The sequence below is a fragment of the Streptomyces sp. FXJ1.172 genome, assembly GCF_001636945.3.
GTDB lineage: Bacteria > Actinomycetota > Actinomycetes > Streptomycetales > Streptomycetaceae > Streptomyces.
In genome coordinates, this window is sequence record NZ_CP119133.2 from 6,821,407 (window position 1) to 6,838,456 (window position 17,050).

Sequence of the window (17,050 nt, forward strand, 5' to 3'; positions counted from 1 at the left end):
ACCGGCCGCCGGTCAGGGCGAGTCCGAGGGCGCCGACGTCTTGAGCGCGTCCTCCAGAAACACCTCCCGGCACTGTTCGGGCGTGCCCCACGCGGTCCGCAGGGCAAGGGCCTTGGTCAGCCACAGCGACAGGTCGTACTCCGCGGTGTAGCCGATCGCGCCGTGCAGCTGCAGCGCCGTACGGGCCGTGCGGTACGCCGCCTCGCACGCCTTGAGCTTGGCGGCGGCCACGTCCGCGGGCCGGAGCGACACCGCCGCGCCGAGGACCAGCGGGCGCGCGAACTCCAGCGCGGTCCTGGCGTCGGCGAGGCGGTGCTTGACCGCCTGGAAGGAGCCGACGGGGACACCGAACTGGGTGCGCCGGCGGACGTATACGACCGTGCGGTCGAGGAGCGCGAGCCCGACACCGAGCGCCTGGGCGGCGGTGGCCAGGCGGGCCCAGGTGAGGGCGAGGCCGTACGGGGCGTGGGGAGTGAGGAGTTCGCCGTCCGGGGTGAGGGGGGTCAGGCGGCGGGCGGGGTCCAGGGACGGGCGCGCCGTCCCTGCGGCGCGGGCCAGGCGGAGTCCGTCGGGGGCGAGCGCGAGGCGCAGGGAGGCCGCGTCGGCGTCGAGCGCGAGGAGCGCCGCATCGCTGTCGAGTGCGGGCCCCGCGACCGTCACGAGGTCCGTCCCCGCCAGGAGTCCCGGCAGGAACCGGCCGGCCGGCCCGGGCACCGCGTTCCGGGGCACCGCCGCGGGGGGCGCGCCGAGCAGGACGGCCGCGACCACCGTCTCCACCAGCGGACCCGGCACCGCGTGGCGCCCCAGCTCCTCGAAGGCGAGCGCCAGTTCCACCGGATGCCGGCCGAGCCCGCCGCACTCCTCGGGCACCGCCAGGCCGAACACCCCCGCCCCGGCGATCCGCGCCCACAGCGCGCGTCCGCTCACGCGGTCGCCGTCGCTCCAGTCCCGGATCACCGCCGGGGTGTCCGCGGCCGACAGCATCGCGTGCAGCGAGCCCGCGAAGGCGCGCTGCTCGGCATCGGGCAGGAAGCGCATCAGCGGCGTCCCTTCGGCAGGCCGAGCAGCCGCTCGGCGACGATGTCCCGCTGGATCTCGTTGGTGCCCGCGTAGATCGGCCCGGCCAGCGCGAACACATACCCCTCGGACCAGAGCGAGTCCGTCAACTCGCCCTCCTCGCCCAGCAGATCGAGTGCCGTCTCGTGCAGCGCGAGGTCCAGCTCGGACCAGAACACCTTGTTCATGCTGGACTCGGGGCCGAGCCGCTCGCCCTCCAGGAAGCGGGAGGCGGCCGCGTAGGTGAACAGCTGGTAGGCGCGGGCGTCGATGAGGGCGTCGGCCACGCGGGCGCGTGCGTGGTCCGGGCAGCCGCGCTCCCGCCACAGCCCGGCGAGCCGGTGCGCCGAGGCGAGGAAGCGGCCCGGTGAACGCAGGGTGAGCCCGCGTTCGTTGCCGGCCGTGGACATCGCGATCCGCCAGCCCTGGCCGGGCTCGCCGAGCACGTCCTCGTCCGGCACGAACACGTCGTCCAGGAACAGCTCCGCGAAGGCCGGTCTGCCGTCCAGGCGCCCGATCGGGCGGACGGTGACACCGGGGGCCCGCAGGTCGAACATCAGGTACGTGAGCCCCTGGTGCGGTTTCGGCGCCCCGGGATCGCTGCGGAACAGGCCGAAGGCCCGGTCGGCGAAGGCCGCCCGCGAGGACCAGGTCTTCTGGCCGCTGAGCAGCCAGCCGCCGTCCGTCCTGACCGCCCGGGAGGTGAGCGAGGCCAGGTCGGAGCCCGCCTCCGGCTCGGACCAGGCCTGCGCCCAGACCACCTCGCCGGTCGCCATCGGGGGCAGTACACGCGCGCGCTGCTCCTGCGTGCCGTGGTCGAAGAGCGTCGGCGCGAGCAGGCTGACGCCGTTCTGCCCGACCCGGCCCGGCGCGCCCGCCGCCCAGTACTCCTCCTCGAAGACCAGCCAGCGCAGCAGACCGGCGTCCCGGCCGCCGTACCGCTGCGGCCAGGAGACCACCGACCAGCGGTCCGCGGCCAGTTCGGCCTCCCACGCGCGGTGGGCCGCGAAGCCCTCCGCCGTTTCCAGAGACGGCAGCGGCGTGCGCGGCACATGCGCCTCGAGCCAGGCGCGGGCCTCGGCGCGGAACTCCTCGTCGGCTTCGGAGTGGGTCAGGTCCACGGTCGCCGCCGCCCCCTTCTTCCGTTGGCCTTCCCTAACAAGTGTTTGGTAGGTTAGCGTGGCCCTATGACAGGCGTCGAGAGCCCGGCCTACGTCACCGGGCACGGACTGCTCAGGGGCCGCACCGCCGTCATCACCGCGGCGGCCGGCGCCGGCATCGGCGGAGCGACGGCGCACCGCTTCCTGGAGGAGGGCGCGCGCGTGCTGATCAGCGACGCGCACACGCGCCGGCTCAAGGAGCACGAGGCGGAACTGGGCCGCAAGTTCCCGGGCCGGGTGGCGGCGGTGCCGTGCGACGTGACCGACGAGGCACAGGTGCACACCCTGTTCGAGACGGCCGTCCGGGAGCACGGCAGGATCGACATCGTCGTCAACAACGCGGGACTGGGCGGCACTTCGCACCTCGTCGACATGACCGACGAACAGTGGTCCCGCGTCCTCGACGTCACCCTGAACGGCACCTTCCGCTGCACCCGCGCCGCCCTGCGGGCCATGCGGGAGACCGGCGGCGGGGTGATCGTCAACAACGCCTCCGTCGTCGGCTGGCGCGCCCAGGCCGGGCAGGCGCACTACGCCGCCGCCAAGGCCGGGGTGATGGCGCTGACCCGGTGCGCGGCGGTCGAGGCCGCCGCCTACGGCGTCCGGGTCAACGCGGTGGCCCCCAGCCTCGCCATGCATCCGCATCTGGTGAAGGTCACCTCGGCCGAACTGCTGGAGCAGCTGACCGAGCGGGAGGCCTTCGGGCGGTACGCCGAGCCCTGGGAAGTGGCCAACGTGATCGTGTTCCTGGCGTCCGGCTACTCCTCGTACATGACCGGCGAGGTCGTCGCCGTCAGCAGCCAGCATGCCTAGGCCGGCCTGGCCGGGGACCAGAATGGATCCGTGCCGACCAAGAAGAAGCCCCAGGTGACCCCGGCAGCGGCCCGGCGCGGCGAACTCCTGACCACCGCCGCCGAGGTCTTCGCCGAGCACGGCTACAACGCCACCACCGTCCGCAAGATCGCCGACCACGCCGGGATGCTCGCGGGCAGCCTCTACTACCACTTCGACTCCAAGGAGTCGATGCTCGAGGAGATCCTGCGGACCTTCCTCGACGAGCTGTGGGACGGCTACGACACCGTCCTGGCCTCCGGGCTCGGGCCCCGCGAGACGCTGGAGGCGCTGGTGACCGAGTCCTTCCGGGAGATCGACCGGCACCGCGCGGCCGTCGCGATCTACCAGAAGGAGAGCCGGCAGCTCGTCGCCCAGGACCGGTTCGCGTTTCTCGCCGAGTCCCAGCGCCGCTTCGAGAAGGCCTGGCTGTCCACGCTGGAGCGCGGGGTCGCCGAGCATGTCTTCCGCGCCGACCTGGACGTCCGCCTCACCTACCGGTTCGTCCGCGACACCGTCTGGGTCGCCGCCTCCTGGTACCGGCCCGGCGGACAGCACAGCCCCGAGGAGATCGCCCGCCAGTACCTGTCGATGGTGCTGGACGGGATCGCCGTACGCGAGTGACACCGTACGCATAACGCCCCTTTCCTGTGAGGGAGTTGCCATGGCCGAGGCCTATGTCGTCGAAGCGGTCCGCACGCCCGTCGGGCGGCGCGGGGGAGGGCTCAGCGCGGTCCACCCGGCCGACCTGGGCGCGCATGTGCTGACCGCGCTGGTGCAGCGGGCCGGGATCGACCCGGCCGCCGTGGAGGACGTGGTCTTCGGCTGCCTGGACGCGGTCGGGCCGCAGGCCGGGGACATCGCCCGCACCTGCTGGCTGGCCGCGGGCCTGCCCGAGGAGGTGCCGGGCGTGACCGTCGACCGGCAGTGCGGCTCCTCCCAGCAGGCCGTGCACTTCGCGGCGCAGGCCGTGCTCTCCGGCACCCAGGACCTGGTGATCGCCGGCGGTGTGCAGAACATGTCCCAGATCCCCATCGCCTTCGCCTCCCGGCAGGCTGCCGCCCCCCTCGGCCTGACCGACGGACCCTTCCTCGGCAGCATCGGCTGGCGCGCCCGCTACGGCGACCAGCCCGTCAACCAGTTCGCCGGCGCCGAGATGATCGCCGCCAAGTGGGGCATCAGCCGGGAGGACCAGGAGGAGTTCGCCCTGCGCTCGCACCGGCGTGCCCTGCGGGCCCTCGACACCGGCCGTTTCGAGCGCGAGACCGTCCCCTGCGGCGAGGCCGCCGTCGACGAGGGCCCCCGCCGCGACACCTCGCTGGAGAAGATGGCCACGCTGAAACCCGTCCTCGACGGCGGCACCATCACCGCCGCCTGCTCCTCCCAGGTCTCCGACGGCGCCGCGGCCATGCTGCTCGCCTCGGAGCGGGCCGTACGCGACCACGGACTGCGCCCCCGCGCCCGCGTCCACCACCTCTCCGTGCGCGGCGAGGACCCCATCCGCATGCTCTCCGCGCCCATCCCGGCCACCGCACACGCCCTGAGGAAGACCGGCCTGACCATCGATGCCATCGACCTCGTGGAGATCAACGAGGCCTTCGCGCCGGTCGTCCTGGCCTGGCTGAAGGAGACCGGCGCCGACCCCGGCAAGGTCAACGTCAACGGTGGCGCGATCGCCCTCGGCCACCCCCTGGGCGCGACCGGCGTCCGCCTGATGACGACCCTCCTGCACGAACTGGAGCGCACCGGCGGCCGCTACGGCCTCCAGACGATGTGCGAGGGCGGCGGTCAGGCCAACGTGACGATCATCGAGCGTCTCTGAGTCCCGCCAGGTGGGTCAGCACCTCCTCCGCCTCCTTCACGATCCGTTCCACCAGCTCCGCGCACGACGGCAGGTCGTCGATCACCCCGGCGACCTGTCCGGACGCCATCACCCCGAGATCCGTACGACCGTCCACCATCGCGGACTTCAGCAGCATCGGCGTGTTCGCCGCCAGCAGCACCTGGCTCCAGGTCAGCTCCTTTCCGCGCTTCATGGCCAGGCCGTCCCGGACCATCGCCCGCCAGCTGAGCCCCGACAGCCGCCGGAATCCGGCCGCCTTCCGCACCGCGTGGGCCAGGACCCGGATCCGGCCCGACCGCTCCAGCGCGTCGACCAGGTCCGTGCGCAGCATCCGGTGCGGCAGGCCGTCCACCGCCCGGGTGACTGTGACATCCCGGACCGTCGCGGCCAGATACCGGGCCTTCACCGCGTCCGGCACGGTCGAGTCGGAAGTGAGCAGGAACCGCGTGCCCATCGCCACTCCGGCCGCCCCGAACGCCAGCGCCGTCACCAGACCGCGCCCGTCGAAGAACCCGCCCGCCGCCACCACCGGTATGTCCACCGCGTCCACCACCTGCGGCAGCAGCACGCTCGTCGCCACCTCGCCGGTGTGCCCGCCGCCCTCGCCGCCCTGCACGATCACCGCGTCCGCGCCCCACGCGGCCACCTTCTCGGCATGTCTGCGCGCCCCGACGGACGGGATGACGACCACACCCTCCTCCTTGAGCCGGGCGATCAGCCCGGGCGAGGGGGCAAGCGCGAAGCTGGCCACGCGGACGCCCTCCGCCAGCATGATCTCCACCCGGTCGGCCGCGTCGCCCGCGTCGGCGCGCAGGTTCACTCCGAACGGCGCGTCGGTGCGCGAACGCACCTCCCGTATCGCCTCGCGCAGCCGGTCCGGTGTCATCGTCGCGGAGGCCAGGATGCCGAGCGCCCCCGCGTTCGCCGCCGCCGAGACCAGCCGTGGGCCGGCCACCCAGCCCATCCCCGTCTGCACGATCGGCTGCCGCGTGCCGACCAGCCGGGTCAGCGCCGTCTCCATCACGCCCTCACCTCCTCGCCGCCCCGGGCACTTCACGGTCCCGTGCCCCGTCCGGGTCCAGCACCTCACGGATCAGCCGCAGCTCCGCCGGATCGGGGTCCCGGGTGCGGGGCACCCCGTCCGGTACGGCGAGCGCGAAGCCCGTCGCCTCCCGCACCTGCTCCGCGCTCACCCCGGGATGCAGCGAGGCCGGCCGCATCGAGTGGTCCGGGGTCGCGAAGTCGAAGACGCCGAGGTCGGAGACCACCCGGGCGAGGTGGTGGAAGCGGGCCGTGCTCCCCAGCCCGGCCGCCCGGTCGTACCCCACCCCGCACACCACGTCCACCCGCTCCACGAACACCCGCCGGGAGTGTCTCGGGATCCAGTAACTCGTCGGGTTGTTGAGCGTGTTGAGCGGTGCACCGCGCATCCCGAGCAGCTGGCGGCGGGGGTGCGCCCAGTCGCCGATGCAGGAGATGTTCTGGTTGCCGAACCGGTCGATCTGGCTGGCGCCCATCATCACGTGCCGGCGTCCGCCCGCCACCAGCTCCAGGTGCTGCCGGTAGGGCAGCCAGCCCTCGGGCGTACCGTCCGGGCCGATGAGCAGCGCCTCACCGTCGGTCAGCAGCAGGTCCGGCGCGAAGGTGAGCCGGGCCAGCCGCGCACCCAGCGAGGGGATCAGACCCATCGGGCTCGCCAGGATCTCCCCGGCCCCGCGCCAGGCGTCGGCACAGGCGATCACGCAGTACTCGGCGCGGGTGGGCGGGGGAAGAGGGGCCCGCGTGACCGCCTTCTCCGGTGTGCTCATCCCGCCTGCTCCTTCCGCCACTCCCGCACCGCCGACCGATAGGCCTCCTCGCCCCCGCCCAGGAACCTGCCGGCGAACTCTGGCCAGGGCGTGGACGCGTAGAGCCGCTGGAACGCCTCCTCCCTGCCGTAGTCCGGGGCGCAGGAGGTGAAGTGCGCGCCGTTCGGGGCCTCCACCACACCGGTCACCGCGAGGCGTTTGAGCAGGAGTGACTGCGCGGGAGCCTCCTTCGTCAGCTCGGCCGTGTCCACGATCCGCTCGCAGGAGACGTAGGCAGCGTCCGCCGCCGCGCAGAACAGGTCGTCGAAGTACGGGTCCGGGCCCAGGCACTGCCCGTTGCCCAGCCGGTCGGCGCGGTTCACGTGGACCAGGGCCGCGTCCAGCCGCAGGGCCGGCATCGCCACGAGGGTCTCCGCGTCCTCGTACGGCGAAGTGACCGTTCTCAGGCCGGGGTTGATCCGCATGACGTCGGAGCCGAGGCCCGCCCGGACCGGCAGGAACGGCAGCCGGTGCGCCGCCGCGCGCAGGCCCGACAGGAACATCCCCTCGTCGACCTCCGTCAGCTCGAACGCGGCCCGCTCGCGCGCCGACCGGTAGTGCGGCTCCAGCGGGATCGAGTCGAGGGTGACGAAGGCGGTGACCAGCTTGCGGATCCGGCCGGCCGCGGCCAGCATCCCGACGTCCGGGCCGCCGTACGACACGACCGTCAGGTCCGTGATGCCCGTCTGCAGCAGGGCTCTGACCAGCGCCATCGGCTTGCGCCTCGAACCCCAGCCGCCGATGCCGAGGGTCATGCCGCTCCGCAGCCGGGAGGCCACCTCGTCGGCGGTCATCGTCTTGCCGCCCATCTACGCCCCCTCCTTGCCCGAGGTGTCGTCCTTCCCGGACGTGTCGTCCTTCCCGGACGTGTCGTCCTTCCCGGACGTGTCGTCCTTCCCGGACGTGTCGTACTTCCCGAACGTGTCGCGGACCCGGTCCGCCAGTCCGCTGAGGTTGGCCTCGAAGGTGAAGCCCTGCTCGAAGCGGTAGCTGCGGCGCACGTCGATGGGGTCGATGCCGTTGATCGCGGCCTTCGCCATGCGCAGCAGCCGGCCGTCCTTCACGGCGATCTCGTGCGCCAGCTCCAGTGCCGCGTCTCTCAGTTCCGCACGCGGCACCACCCGCCACACCGAGCCGTGGCGGTGCAGTTCGGCGGCGCTCGCCGTGCGTCCCGTGTAGTAGAGGGCGCGCATCAGGTGCTGGGGGACCAGCCGGGCCAGATGGGTCGCGGCGCCCAGCGCGCCCCGGTCCAGCTCGGGCAGGCCGAAGACGGCGTCCTCGCTCGCCACGATCGCGTCCGCGTTGCCCACCAGGCCTATCCCGCCGCCCAGGCAGAAGCCCTGTACCGCCGCGACGACGGGGACCGCGCACTCGTACACCGCCGCGAAGGCCTCCGCGCAGCCGTGGTTGGCGCCGATCAGGGCGCCCTGCCCGGCCGCCTGTATCTCCTTGATGTCCACGCCCGCGTTGAACCCGCGGCCCTCGGCGGCCAGCACGACGCACCGGACGCCGGTGTCGCGGCCGGACTCACGCACCGCGTCGGCCAGGTCGGACCAGCCGCGAACCGGGAGCGCGTTCACCGGTGGAAAGTCAACGGTGATGACGGAAATCCCTTTTTCCGGGGACGAACGGGAGACACCCATGGGCGCATCAGCTACCTTTCCACCAAACATTTGTTAGGTGTGAGGCTTCGAAGCTAGCAGTCGGCGCAGACAAGCGGGAGGGCCTGTGGATAACTTGCCGCGCGACACCACCGTGGTCGTCACCGGCGGCACCCGGGGCGTCGGAGCGGGGATCGCCCGGGCGTTCGCCGAGGCCGGGGCCCGTGTCCTGGCCTGTGCCCGACGGCCGCCCGAACACCCCCTCGACGGCGTGGAGTTCGCCTCACTCGACCTGCGTGACCCGCCCGCCGTACGGGACTTCTTCGCCGCGCTGCCCCGGCTCGACGTGCTCGTCAACAACGCCGGCGGCACGCCGTACCGGCTGCTCGCCGGCGCCGACGCCGAACGGCACGCCAAGGTCGTCGAGCTGAACCTGATCACCCCGCTGACCGCGTCCCTCGCCGCGTACGAGCACCTGCGGCGCAGCCGGGGCTGCGTCGTGATGGTCGGCAGCGTCAGTGGCGCCCGACCCTCGCCCGGCTCGGCCGCGTACGGGGCCGCCAAGGCGGGCCTGGCCAGTCTGGCCGCCTCCATGGCCGTGGAGTGGGCGCCCGAGGTCCGCGTCAACACCCTCGTGGTCGGCATGGTCCGCACCGAACTGTCCCACCTGCACTACGGCGGTCCGGACGGCGTCGCCGCCGTCTCCCGCACCGTCCCGCTCGGCCGGCTCGCGGCCCCCGCCGACATCGGCGCCGCGGCCGTCTTCCTGGCCTCCGACGCGGCCTCCTACATCAGCGGGGCGAGCCTGCACGTGCACGGCGGCGGGGAGCGGCCCGCCTTCCTCGACGCCGCGACAGCCAACCGGGAGAAGTGAGATGAGCGCACTCTGCGACGGCCGGGTCGTCGTCGTCACCGGCGCCGGCCGCGGGCTCGGCCGTGCCCATGCCCTCGCCTTCGCGGCCGAGGGCGCCCGGGTCGTCGTCAACGACCTGGGCGTGGGGCTGGACGGAGCCCCCGACGCCAGGAACCCGGCCGAAACCGTCGTCGCGCAGATCCGGGCCGCCGGCGGCGAGGCGGTCGCACACGGCGGGGACATCGCCACGGCCGAGGGCGCCGCGTCCCTGATCCGGGCGGCCGTGGAGACGTACGGCCGGCTCGACTCGCTCGTCAGCAACGCCGGGTTCCTGCGCGACCGCATGCTGGTCAATCTCGACGAGGACGACTGGGACGCCGTGATCCGCGTCCACCTCAAGGGGCACTTCCTGCCCCTGAAGCACGCCGCCGCGCACTGGCGGGCCGAGGCCAAGGCCGGGCGCACGCCGGTGGCTCGGGTCGTCCACACCAGCAGCGGGGCCGGTCTGCTGGGCTCGGTGGGACAGGGCAACTACAGCGCCGCCAAGGCCGGGATCGTGGGGCTGACCCTGGTCGCGGCGGCCGAGCTGGCCCGTTACGGCGTCCAGGTCAACGCCGTCGCGCCCGCCGCCCGCACCCGCATGACCGAACGTGCCTTCGCCGAGACGATGGCGGCCCCGGCCACCGGCTTCGACGCCATGGCGCCGGAGAACGTCTCCCCGCTCGTGGTCTGGCTGGGCTCGGCCGCGAGCGCGGGCGTGACGGGCCGGGTGTTCGAGGCGGAGGGCGGGCGGATCACCGTCATGGAGGGCTGGCGGCCCGGCCCCACCGCCGACAAGGGGGCGCGCCGGACTCCGGCCGAGGCGGGGGAGACGGCACGTGAACTGCTGACGGCCGCGGAGCCGCCGGGCGCGGTCTACGGGGCCTAGGTGTGCCGACCGTGCTCACCGGACAGGGCCTGGTGGTACGGGAGTTCAGCCGGCGAGCCGGGCCGCGACGCCGGGACGATCCGAACACACCCCCTAGGTGTCGCACTCCAGCACCGTGCGGCACAGCCCGCACCGCGCCCGGACGCGCCCCCGCACCGGCACCCGGATCCGCTGGTGGCAGGTGGGGCAGGGGAAGGTGACACGGAGGTGGCCGGCGGGGTCGGGGGTGAAGGCGTAGGGTGCTCCCGGCAGGACGGCGGACGCGTGCCGGCGGTCGTGGGCGTAGCGGCGCCGGCCCGCCCAGCCCGCGCCGGTCAGCGGCGGCTGCTGCTCGTCCCGGCGGGCCCGGGCCATGCCCTTGGCGTAGGCGGTGTAGGCCTGCGGGCTGGTGAACCACACGGACGGGTCCTCCTGGAAGAGCAGCGCCCGCTTGGCCAGGACGTAGCCGAATTCCTCGGGGGTGAGATAGCCGAGCTTCTGGGAGGAGACGCTGTCCTCCCGGTAGGCGTCCAGCAGCAGCCAGCCCGCGCCCAGGTAGGCCGTCACCGTGTCCGTGAGGATCTCGTTCTCCGCCGTGGTGGGGAAGGCGAGGTCCAGACGGTGCAGATAGACGTGCGCCACCTCGTGCGCGAGCGCCGCGCCGATGTCCCGGCGATGGGTGCGGAAACGGTCGTTCAGTTCGACGAAGTACTCGGGGCCCGCCGCTAGTTCGACGTTCGCCGCGTGGCTCATCTCCCGGAAGCCGACGATCAGCCGCGCGTCCGGCAGCCGGAAGTGCCGCACGATCTCGCGGGCCACGCGCTGCGCGCCCAGGTGGAGGTCGTCGGTGTCGCAGAAGGCCACGTCGGCGGGGGCCAGGCTGGTCGAGAACGTCTGCACCGTGTCGCGGGACAGACGCCTGTACAGCGCGTTGACCGCGTCCCGCACCGTGTCCAGGTGCGGGAAGCCGTGCTCGACGGGTCCGCCGTTCGCCACGTTCGCACCCCCAATGACGCCGGAACTCCTCTCCACTGTAGGCGCGCGGGGCCGCCGGTCACACGGGCAGCAGGCGGGGCGCCGGCCGGTGCGGGCCGGTCTCCTCCAGTTCCAGCACCCACAGCTCGTTCCCGCCCTCCCGCAGCACCGGGCCGGGGACGTACAGGGACCGCTGGGGGCCCGCCGTCCAGTAGCGGCCCAGGCCGAATCCGTTGATCCAGACGAAGCCGCGGGTCCAGCCGGGCAGCTCGAGCCGGGCGTCCCCGGCCCCGAGCACGGTGAGCGTGCCCCGGTACAGCCCCGGGGCGTCCTGCCGGGGCGGCGCGCCGAAGGGCACCGCGTCCACGCCGGCGTCGAAGGCGTCCAGATCCAGCCCACGCGCGCGTACCCCGTGCAGATACTGCCGCTCGTGCAGGACGCCACCGGTGACGCCCTTCGTCTCGCCGAGGCGCGGCCCGTAGTTGACCCGCCCCAGGGACTCCACCCACAGCTCCACGCGCGCGGGGCCCGCGACGGGCTCCGTCAGCTCCGGCTCCTCCTCGGTGAGCACCCCGGCCCGTACGCCGTCGACGTACACCACCGCCAGATCGCGCAGCCCGCGCACGCGCAGCGGATACGGCTGCCGCGGCCCCGGCACCTCCACCTCGTAGCGCACCAGCCCCCGGGTGACCCCCAGCTCCTCGAAGGCGGGCGGCACCGGCGTCACGGTCTCCTCGCCGCCCAACGCCGCCAGTACGTCGCCCAGGGGCGCCCAGCCGGTGAGCGCCGCCTCGGCCGGGGCGCCCAACACGGCGGGCCGCGGCGGCGGTTCGGGCAGCGGCCCCCGGTGGTACTCGGAAAGGACCTCGCGAAAGCGCCGGAACTTCTCCGTGGGGCGGCCCTGTTCGTCCACGGGCGCGTCGTAGTCGTACGAGGTCACGTCCGGCTCCAGCGGACCCTCGTGCAGGGCGCCGCCGGCCCGGTTGGCGCCCGCCCAGCCCCCGAAACTCGTGCCGCCGTGCGCCATGTACAGATTCACCGACGCCCCGGACTCCAGGATCTCGCGCAGCGTCCCCGCGGCTTCACCGGCGTCCCGTACGACGTGCTCGCCGGCCCAGTGGTCGAACCAGCCGCACCAGAACTCCATGCACATCAGCGGGCCCTTGCGGCGGTGCCGGCGCAGCGTCTCGAAGGCCACGCGCGCGCGGGAGCCGAAGTTCACCGTGGCGAGCACCCCGGGCAGCGAACCGCCGGTCAGCATGTGGTCCTCGGGCCCGTCCGAGGTGAACAGCGGGACCGTGATCCCCCCGGCACGCAGCACACCGGCCAGCTCCGTCAGATAGCCGGTGTCACTGCCGTAGCTGCCGTACTCGTTCTCGACCTGCACCATGAGCACCGGCCCGCCGCGGTCGATCTGCCGGGGCACGATCTCCTGCAGCAGGTGGTGGAACCAGGCGCGCACATGACCCAGGTAGCGTTCGTCGCGGGTACGCGCGCGCGTGCCCAGCTCGTGCGTCAGCCACGCCGGCAGACCGCCGTTCTCCCACTCGGCGCAGATGTAGGGACCCGGCCGCACGATCGCCCACAGGCCCGCCTCCCGGACCGCGTCCAGGAACCGGCCGACGGCCTGCACGTCCCGGGCGGCGCCGGGGCGCGGCTGGTGCAGATTCCACGGGACGTACGTCTCCACGCAGTTCAGGCCCATCGCCCGCAGCATCGCCAGCCGGTGCCGCCACTGCGCCTCGTGCACCCGGAAGTAGTGCAGCGCCCCGGACAGCAGGCGCACCTGCCGCCCGTCCAGCAGGAAGTCGGATTCCCCCACCGTGAACTCGCTCATGCGGCCCAGCCTCGCCCCTTCCGGTGATCAGTGCCATGGACGAAGATCGGCGTTGCTTGGACAAAAGTCGGCGGGCGACGGCGCCGGGAGGAGTGCCGATGTACCAGACCTGGATGCGGTTCTTCAGCCCCCATCCCGTCCACCACCGCCTCGGCCTGGTCTGCCTCGGCGTCGGCCTCCAGCACGGCGCGCTGCCCACGGTCGGCCCGCGCGTCCTCGACCACCACGTGGCCGTCGTGATCAGCTCGGGCGGCGGCTGGTACCGGGGCGCCGACGGCCGCCGTACGGCCGTCACCGCGCCCGCGCTGCTCTGGCTCACCCCCGGAGTGCCCCACCACTACGCGCCCGACGCGGACACCGGCTGGGACGAGGGCTTCGTCGACTTCGCCGGGCCCGCCGCCGCCACCTACGCCGAACTCGGCTACATCGAACCCGAGCGGCCCGTCGTCCCGCTCTCCGACGCCTCCGGACCCCGCGCGGTGATCGCCCGCATCGTCCGCGCCGCCCGCCGGGGCAACCCGCTGCTGGAGGTGGAGACCGGCGCCGCCGTGCACGAGCTGCTGGTCGCCCTGCGCCGGGCCCGCGCCGACCTCGCCCCGGACGGCGACCATGTGCTCGAGGCCCTCGCCCGGGACGCCTGCGCCCCGATGAGCGTCGCCGACCACGCGCGCGTGCACGGCATGACCCCCGCCGAACTGCGCAGCGCCGTCCGCCGGGCCGCCGGATGCAGCCCCAAGGACTATCTGCTCGGCATCCGTCTGGCCCGCGCCAAGGAACTCCTCGCCGCCACCGAGCTGCCCGTCGCGGCCGTCGCCCGCCGGGTCGGCTACGACGACCCCGCCTACTTCTCCCGGCTGTTCACGCGCCGTGTGGGCCTCGCCCCGGTCCGCTTCCGCGCCCAGCAGGGCCGCAGCGTCCCCGGCGGCTGGAGCGACCGGGTCCCGGACCCCGACGATCCCCCGGTGATCCACTCTCCGGACACCCCGTGGACGTGGCCCGCCGACCGCATAGGGTTGACGGCCATGACCACCAGCAATACCGGCACCGGTGACATGGAGCCCCAGGTCCGCCAGGAACTGGAGCGGCTGCGCGAGAGCATCGACAACATCGACGCGGCCGTCGTCCATCTGCTCGCCGAGCGTTTCAAGGCCACCCAGCAGGTCGGCCGGCTCAAGGCGGTGCACCAGCTGCCGCCCGCCGACCCGGCCCGCGAGGCACGCCAGATCGAGCGGCTGCGCCGCCTCGCCGAGAACGCCAAGCTCGACCCGGCCTTCGCCGAGAAGTTCCTGAACTTCATCATCGCCGAAGTCATCAGGCACCATGAACGGATCGCGGACGAGGCTCTGACCGGCGACGGAACCTCGGACGCTTGATGCGTCCCGATCAGTAACCGATCGGTCAGCAGAGACCTGGGGAGCGGACGGGGCGACGGGGAAGCGGGCGCGCGCCGGATCAAAGATCCGGACATAAGCCGTGAAACCGTCCACCCCCTGTGCGCTGTCAGTGCGATCGGGCAGCATGGCCTGCATGTCCGTACTCACGCGCGACGAAGCGCAGCTCCGAGCACAGCTCCTCGACGTCCACCGCTACACGGTCGAACTGGACCTCACCACCGGGGACGAGACCTTCGACTCCCGTACCGAGATCCGCTTCACCGCGCGTTCGGCCGGGGACACGTTCGTCGAGCTGAAGCCCGCCGAACTGCGCGCGGTCACGCTCGACGGACAGCCGCTCGACCCGGAGTCGCTCGACGACGGCCGGCTCGCCCTGCGGAACCTCACCGCGGGCGAGCACGAGCTGCGCGTGGACGCCGCCATGCGCTACTCCCGCACCGGCGAGGGCATGCACCGCTTCACCGACCCCGGCGACGGCGAAACCTACGTCTACACGCAGATGTTCCTCGACGACGTCCAGCGTGTCTTCGCCGCCTTCGACCAGCCCGACCTGAAGGCCGTCTTCGAGGTCCGCGTCAGGGCGCCCGAGGACTGGACCGTCCTCGCCAACGGCGTCACCGAGCAGCGCGCCGACGGCGTCTGGCAGGCCGCGCCCACCCCGCTGATCTCCACGTACCTCGTCGCCGTGGCCGCCGGCCCCTGGTACTCCGTGCGCACCGAGCACCGCGGACTGCCCTTCGGCATCCACTGCCGCCGCTCCCTCGCGCCGCACCTCGAGGCGGACGCCGAGGAGATCCTCGACGTCACGCGCGCGTGCTTCGACCGCTACCACGAGAAGTTCGAGGAGCCGTACCCCTTCGACTCCTACGACCAGGCGTTCGTCCCCGAGTTCAACGCGGGCGCCATGGAGAACCCGGGCCTGGTCACCTTCCGCGACGAGTACGTCTTCCGGTCCGCCGTCACCGAGGCCGAGCGCCAGGAGCGCGCCCTGGTCATCGCGCACGAGATGGCCCACATGTGGTTCGGCGACCTCGTCACCCTCAAGTGGTGGGACGACATCTGGCTGAACGAGTCCTTCGCCGAGTACATGGGCTACCAGACCCTCCTCGAGGCGACCCGCTTCACCGATCCCTGGGTCGAGTTCGGCGTCGACCGCAAGGCCTGGGGCTACGACGCGGACCAGCGGCCCACCACCCACCCGATCGCCCCCGAATCCATCGCGGACACGGCCGTCGCCCTGCTCAACATGGACGGCATCACCTACGCCAAGGGCGCCTCCGCACTGCGCCAGCTGGCCGCCTGGCTCGGCGAGAAGGACTTCCTCGCGGGCATCAACGCCCACTTCGCCCGGCACAGGTTCGGCAACGCCACCCTCGCCGACTTCCTCGACTCCCTCGCCTCGGCCACCGAACGGGACGTGCACGCCTGGGCGCACAGCTGGCTGGGCACTACCGGTGTCGACACCCTCACGCCCAAGATCGCCGCCGCCGACGGCGCCTGCACCCTGACCGTCGACCGCGCGGGCAGCCGCCCGCACCGCCTCACCATCGGCCTGTACGACCACGACGTCGCCGACGAGGGCCGTCTCGTGCTCCGCGAGCGCCTCGGCCTCGACGTCCCGCAGACCGGCCCGCAGCCCATCGGCAAGCGCCCCGCGCTGCTCCTGCTCAACGACGGCGACCTCACCTACGCCAAGGTCCGCTTCGACGCCGGGTCCTTCGAGGCGGTGCACACCAAACTGTCCAGGCTGCCCGACCCGCTCACCCGCGCGGTCGTCTGGAACGCCCTGCGGGACGCCGTACGCGACGGCGAACTGCCGCCCGCCGCCTACCTGGAGACGGCCCGCGCCCATCTCCCGCGCGAGACCGACCTGGCCATCGCCCAGGGCGTCCTCGGCTTCGCCTCCGGCCAGCTCGCCGACCAGTACCTGACACCGCAGGGCCGCACGGCCGCCCTGTCGACGCTCACCTCCCTCTGCCGCGACCTGCTGCGCCGTACCGAGGACGGCGACCAGCCCGGCCTGCGCCTGATCGCCGTACGCCACCTGATCGGGGCCGCCGCCCACCCCGACACCATCGCCGCCTGGCTCGCCGACGGCACGGTGCCCGGCGGGCCGGAACTCGACCCCGAGCTGCGCTGGCGCATACTCGCCCGGCTCGCCGTGCTCGGCGCGACGGACGAGGCCGCCATCGCCGCCGAGCTGGAGCGCGACGTCAGCGCCACCGGCCAGGAGGGCGCCGCCCGCTGCCGCGCCGCCCTGCCCGACCCCGAGGCCAAGCGGGCGGCCTGGGACGCGATGTTCACCGGCGACGACCTGTCCAACTACCTCTTCACGGCCACCGCGCAGGGCTTCTGGCAGCCCGAACAGGCCGATCTGGTACGGCACTACGTGCCGCGCTTCTACCCGGACGCGGTCGCCGTCAGCGCCCGCCGCGGCCCCGCCATCGCGCGCGCCGCCGGCCGCTCGGCCTTCCCGGCCCACGCCGTCGACCCGGAGAACCTGCGGCTCGGCGAGGCCTGTCTGCGCGAGGCCGACCCGACCCCGGCCCTGCGCCGCGCCCTCGCCGACCGCCTGGACGACCTGTCCCGGGCCCTGCGCGTGCGCGGCGGGCAGGACGCGCCCGAGGAGGTGCGGGAGGCGTAGGACGCAAGACGCAGGACTAGGGCGGGCGACGTAGGACGCGGATGCTGCTTGCCGACGATGCGGCGCGCAGGCCCCCTTCCTAGGCTCGGTCACGAGTGTTCG

15 protein-coding genes and 1 pseudogene are annotated in these 17,050 nt (G+C 73.4%); 8 read left to right on the plus strand and 8 right to left on the minus strand.

The window, feature by feature from the left end:
* Positions 1 to 12 precede the first annotated feature (12 nt).
* Positions 13 to 1,038, minus strand: coding sequence for an acyl-CoA dehydrogenase family protein (locus tag A6P39_RS30600; protein ID WP_067042741.1), 1,026 nt, complete (start codon positions 1,036 to 1,038; stop codon positions 13 to 15).
* On the minus strand, positions 1,038 to 2,177 hold the full coding sequence (locus tag A6P39_RS30605) for an acyl-CoA dehydrogenase family protein (RefSeq protein WP_067042744.1): 1,140 nt from the start codon (positions 2,175 to 2,177) through the stop codon (positions 1,038 to 1,040). Before A6P39_RS30605 ends, A6P39_RS30600 begins: the two co-directional genes overlap by 1 nt.
* Positions 2,178 to 2,243: 66 nt before the next feature.
* Here A6P39_RS30605 and A6P39_RS30610 point away from each other — a divergent pair, with 66 nt between their 5' ends.
* From A6P39_RS30610 to A6P39_RS30620, 3 genes are read left to right on the plus strand one after another with little or no spacing between them, the layout of a single operon-like run.
* Positions 2,244 to 3,029, plus strand: coding sequence for an SDR family oxidoreductase (locus A6P39_RS30610; RefSeq protein WP_067042746.1), 786 nt, complete (start codon positions 2,244 to 2,246; stop codon positions 3,027 to 3,029).
* Positions 3,030 to 3,059: 30 nt separating this feature from the next.
* Complete coding sequence (locus tag A6P39_RS30615) at positions 3,060 to 3,671, plus strand: TetR/AcrR family transcriptional regulator (RefSeq protein ID WP_067042750.1); 612 nt, start codon at positions 3,060 to 3,062, stop codon at positions 3,669 to 3,671.
* Positions 3,672 to 3,711: 40 nt separating this feature from the next.
* Positions 3,712 to 4,869, plus strand: a complete 1,158-nt coding sequence (locus A6P39_RS30620) for an acetyl-CoA C-acetyltransferase (protein ID WP_067042753.1) — start codon at positions 3,712 to 3,714, stop codon at positions 4,867 to 4,869.
* On the opposite strand, the gene A6P39_RS30625 is transcribed toward A6P39_RS30620, so the two are convergent.
* The 4 genes from A6P39_RS30625 to A6P39_RS30640 are packed head-to-tail and all read right to left on the minus strand — an operon-like array spanning position 4,853 to position 8,380.
* A complete protein-coding gene (locus A6P39_RS30625; protein ID WP_067042755.1) occupies positions 4,853 to 5,911 on the minus strand; it encodes an NAD(P)H-dependent flavin oxidoreductase in 1,059 nt (352 codons plus the stop codon). The genes A6P39_RS30620 and A6P39_RS30625 overlap by 17 nt on opposite strands.
* Before the next feature lie 7 nt (positions 5,912 to 5,918).
* Positions 5,919 to 6,698, minus strand: a complete 780-nt coding sequence (locus A6P39_RS30630) for a CoA-transferase subunit beta (RefSeq protein WP_067042758.1) — start codon at positions 6,696 to 6,698, stop codon at positions 5,919 to 5,921.
* A complete protein-coding gene (locus A6P39_RS30635; RefSeq protein WP_067042761.1) occupies positions 6,695 to 7,546 on the minus strand; it encodes a CoA transferase subunit A in 852 nt (283 codons plus the stop codon). The genes A6P39_RS30630 and A6P39_RS30635 overlap by 4 nt, the downstream gene beginning before the upstream one ends.
* Positions 7,547 to 8,380: an enoyl-CoA hydratase family protein gene (locus tag A6P39_RS30640; protein WP_067042764.1), complete on the minus strand. Its 834-nt coding sequence runs from the start codon at positions 8,378 to 8,380 to the stop codon at positions 7,547 to 7,549.
* Positions 8,381 to 8,474: 94 nt separating this feature from the next.
* Here A6P39_RS30640 and A6P39_RS30645 point away from each other — a divergent pair, with 94 nt between their 5' ends.
* Both A6P39_RS30645 and A6P39_RS30650 read left to right on the plus strand, forming a co-directional pair.
* Positions 8,475 to 9,212: an SDR family oxidoreductase gene (locus tag A6P39_RS30645; RefSeq protein WP_067042767.1), complete on the plus strand. Its 738-nt coding sequence runs from the start codon at positions 8,475 to 8,477 to the stop codon at positions 9,210 to 9,212.
* Position 9,213: 1 nt separating this feature from the next.
* On the plus strand, positions 9,214 to 10,119 hold the full coding sequence (locus tag A6P39_RS30650; RefSeq protein WP_067042770.1) for an SDR family oxidoreductase: 906 nt from the start codon (positions 9,214 to 9,216) through the stop codon (positions 10,117 to 10,119).
* 93 nt (positions 10,120 to 10,212) lie between these two features.
* On the opposite strand, the gene A6P39_RS30655 is transcribed toward A6P39_RS30650, so the two are convergent.
* Positions 10,213 to 11,094 (minus strand): hypothetical protein, encoded by an 882-nt coding sequence (locus tag A6P39_RS30655; protein WP_067042773.1) that lies wholly within the window; start codon positions 11,092 to 11,094, stop codon positions 10,213 to 10,215.
* Positions 11,095 to 11,152: 58 nt separating this feature from the next.
* Entirely contained in the window at positions 11,153 to 12,910 is a 1,758-nt protein-coding gene (locus A6P39_RS30660; RefSeq protein WP_067042776.1) for a glycoside hydrolase family 35 protein, read from the minus strand.
* A 98-nt stretch (positions 12,911 to 13,008) separates the two neighbouring features.
* Between A6P39_RS30660 and A6P39_RS30665 the strand changes: the two are divergent.
* The 3 genes and pseudogenes from A6P39_RS30665 to pepN form a co-directional block, all read left to right on the plus strand.
* Positions 13,009 to 13,881 (plus strand): annotated as a pseudogene (locus A6P39_RS30665) (helix-turn-helix domain-containing protein); the annotation flags it as partial.
* 51 nt (positions 13,882 to 13,932) lie between these two features.
* On the plus strand, positions 13,933 to 14,283 hold the full coding sequence (locus tag A6P39_RS30670; protein ID WP_079133252.1) for a chorismate mutase: 351 nt from the start codon (positions 13,933 to 13,935) through the stop codon (positions 14,281 to 14,283).
* 154 nt (positions 14,284 to 14,437) lie between these two features.
* Entirely contained in the window at positions 14,438 to 16,948 is a 2,511-nt protein-coding gene (gene pepN / locus A6P39_RS30675; protein ID WP_067042996.1) for an aminopeptidase N, read from the plus strand.
* Positions 16,949 to 17,050: the final 102 nt, after the last annotated feature.

Excerpts from the sequence above, each read along its gene's own strand:
- A6P39_RS30600 (WP_067042741.1), bottom strand. The coding sequence starts at position 1,038 with ATGCGCTTCCTGCCCGATGCCGAGCAGCGCGCCTTCGCGGGCTCGCTG.
- A6P39_RS30610 (WP_067042746.1), top strand. The coding sequence starts at position 2,244 with ATGACAGGCGTCGAGAGCCCGGCCTACGTCACCGGGCACGGACTGCTC.
- A6P39_RS30620 (WP_067042753.1), top strand. The coding sequence starts at position 3,712 with ATGGCCGAGGCCTATGTCGTCGAAGCGGTCCGCACGCCCGTCGGGCGG.
- A6P39_RS30625 (WP_067042755.1), bottom strand. The coding sequence starts at position 5,911 with ATGGAGACGGCGCTGACCCGGCTGGTCGGCACGCGGCAGCCGATCGTG.
- A6P39_RS30630 (WP_067042758.1), bottom strand. The coding sequence starts at position 6,698 with ATGAGCACACCGGAGAAGGCGGTCACGCGGGCCCCTCTTCCCCCGCCC.
- A6P39_RS30635 (WP_067042761.1), bottom strand. The coding sequence starts at position 7,546 with ATGGGCGGCAAGACGATGACCGCCGACGAGGTGGCCTCCCGGCTGCGG.
- A6P39_RS30640 (WP_067042764.1), bottom strand. The coding sequence starts at position 8,380 with ATGGGTGTCTCCCGTTCGTCCCCGGAAAAAGGGATTTCCGTCATCACC.
- A6P39_RS30650 (WP_067042770.1), top strand. The coding sequence starts at position 9,214 with ATGAGCGCACTCTGCGACGGCCGGGTCGTCGTCGTCACCGGCGCCGGC.
- A6P39_RS30660 (WP_067042776.1), bottom strand. The coding sequence starts at position 12,910 with ATGAGCGAGTTCACGGTGGGGGAATCCGACTTCCTGCTGGACGGGCGG.
- A6P39_RS30670 (WP_079133252.1), top strand. The coding sequence starts at position 13,933 with ATGACCACCAGCAATACCGGCACCGGTGACATGGAGCCCCAGGTCCGC.
- pepN (WP_067042996.1), top strand. The coding sequence starts at position 14,438 with ATGTCCGTACTCACGCGCGACGAAGCGCAGCTCCGAGCACAGCTCCTC.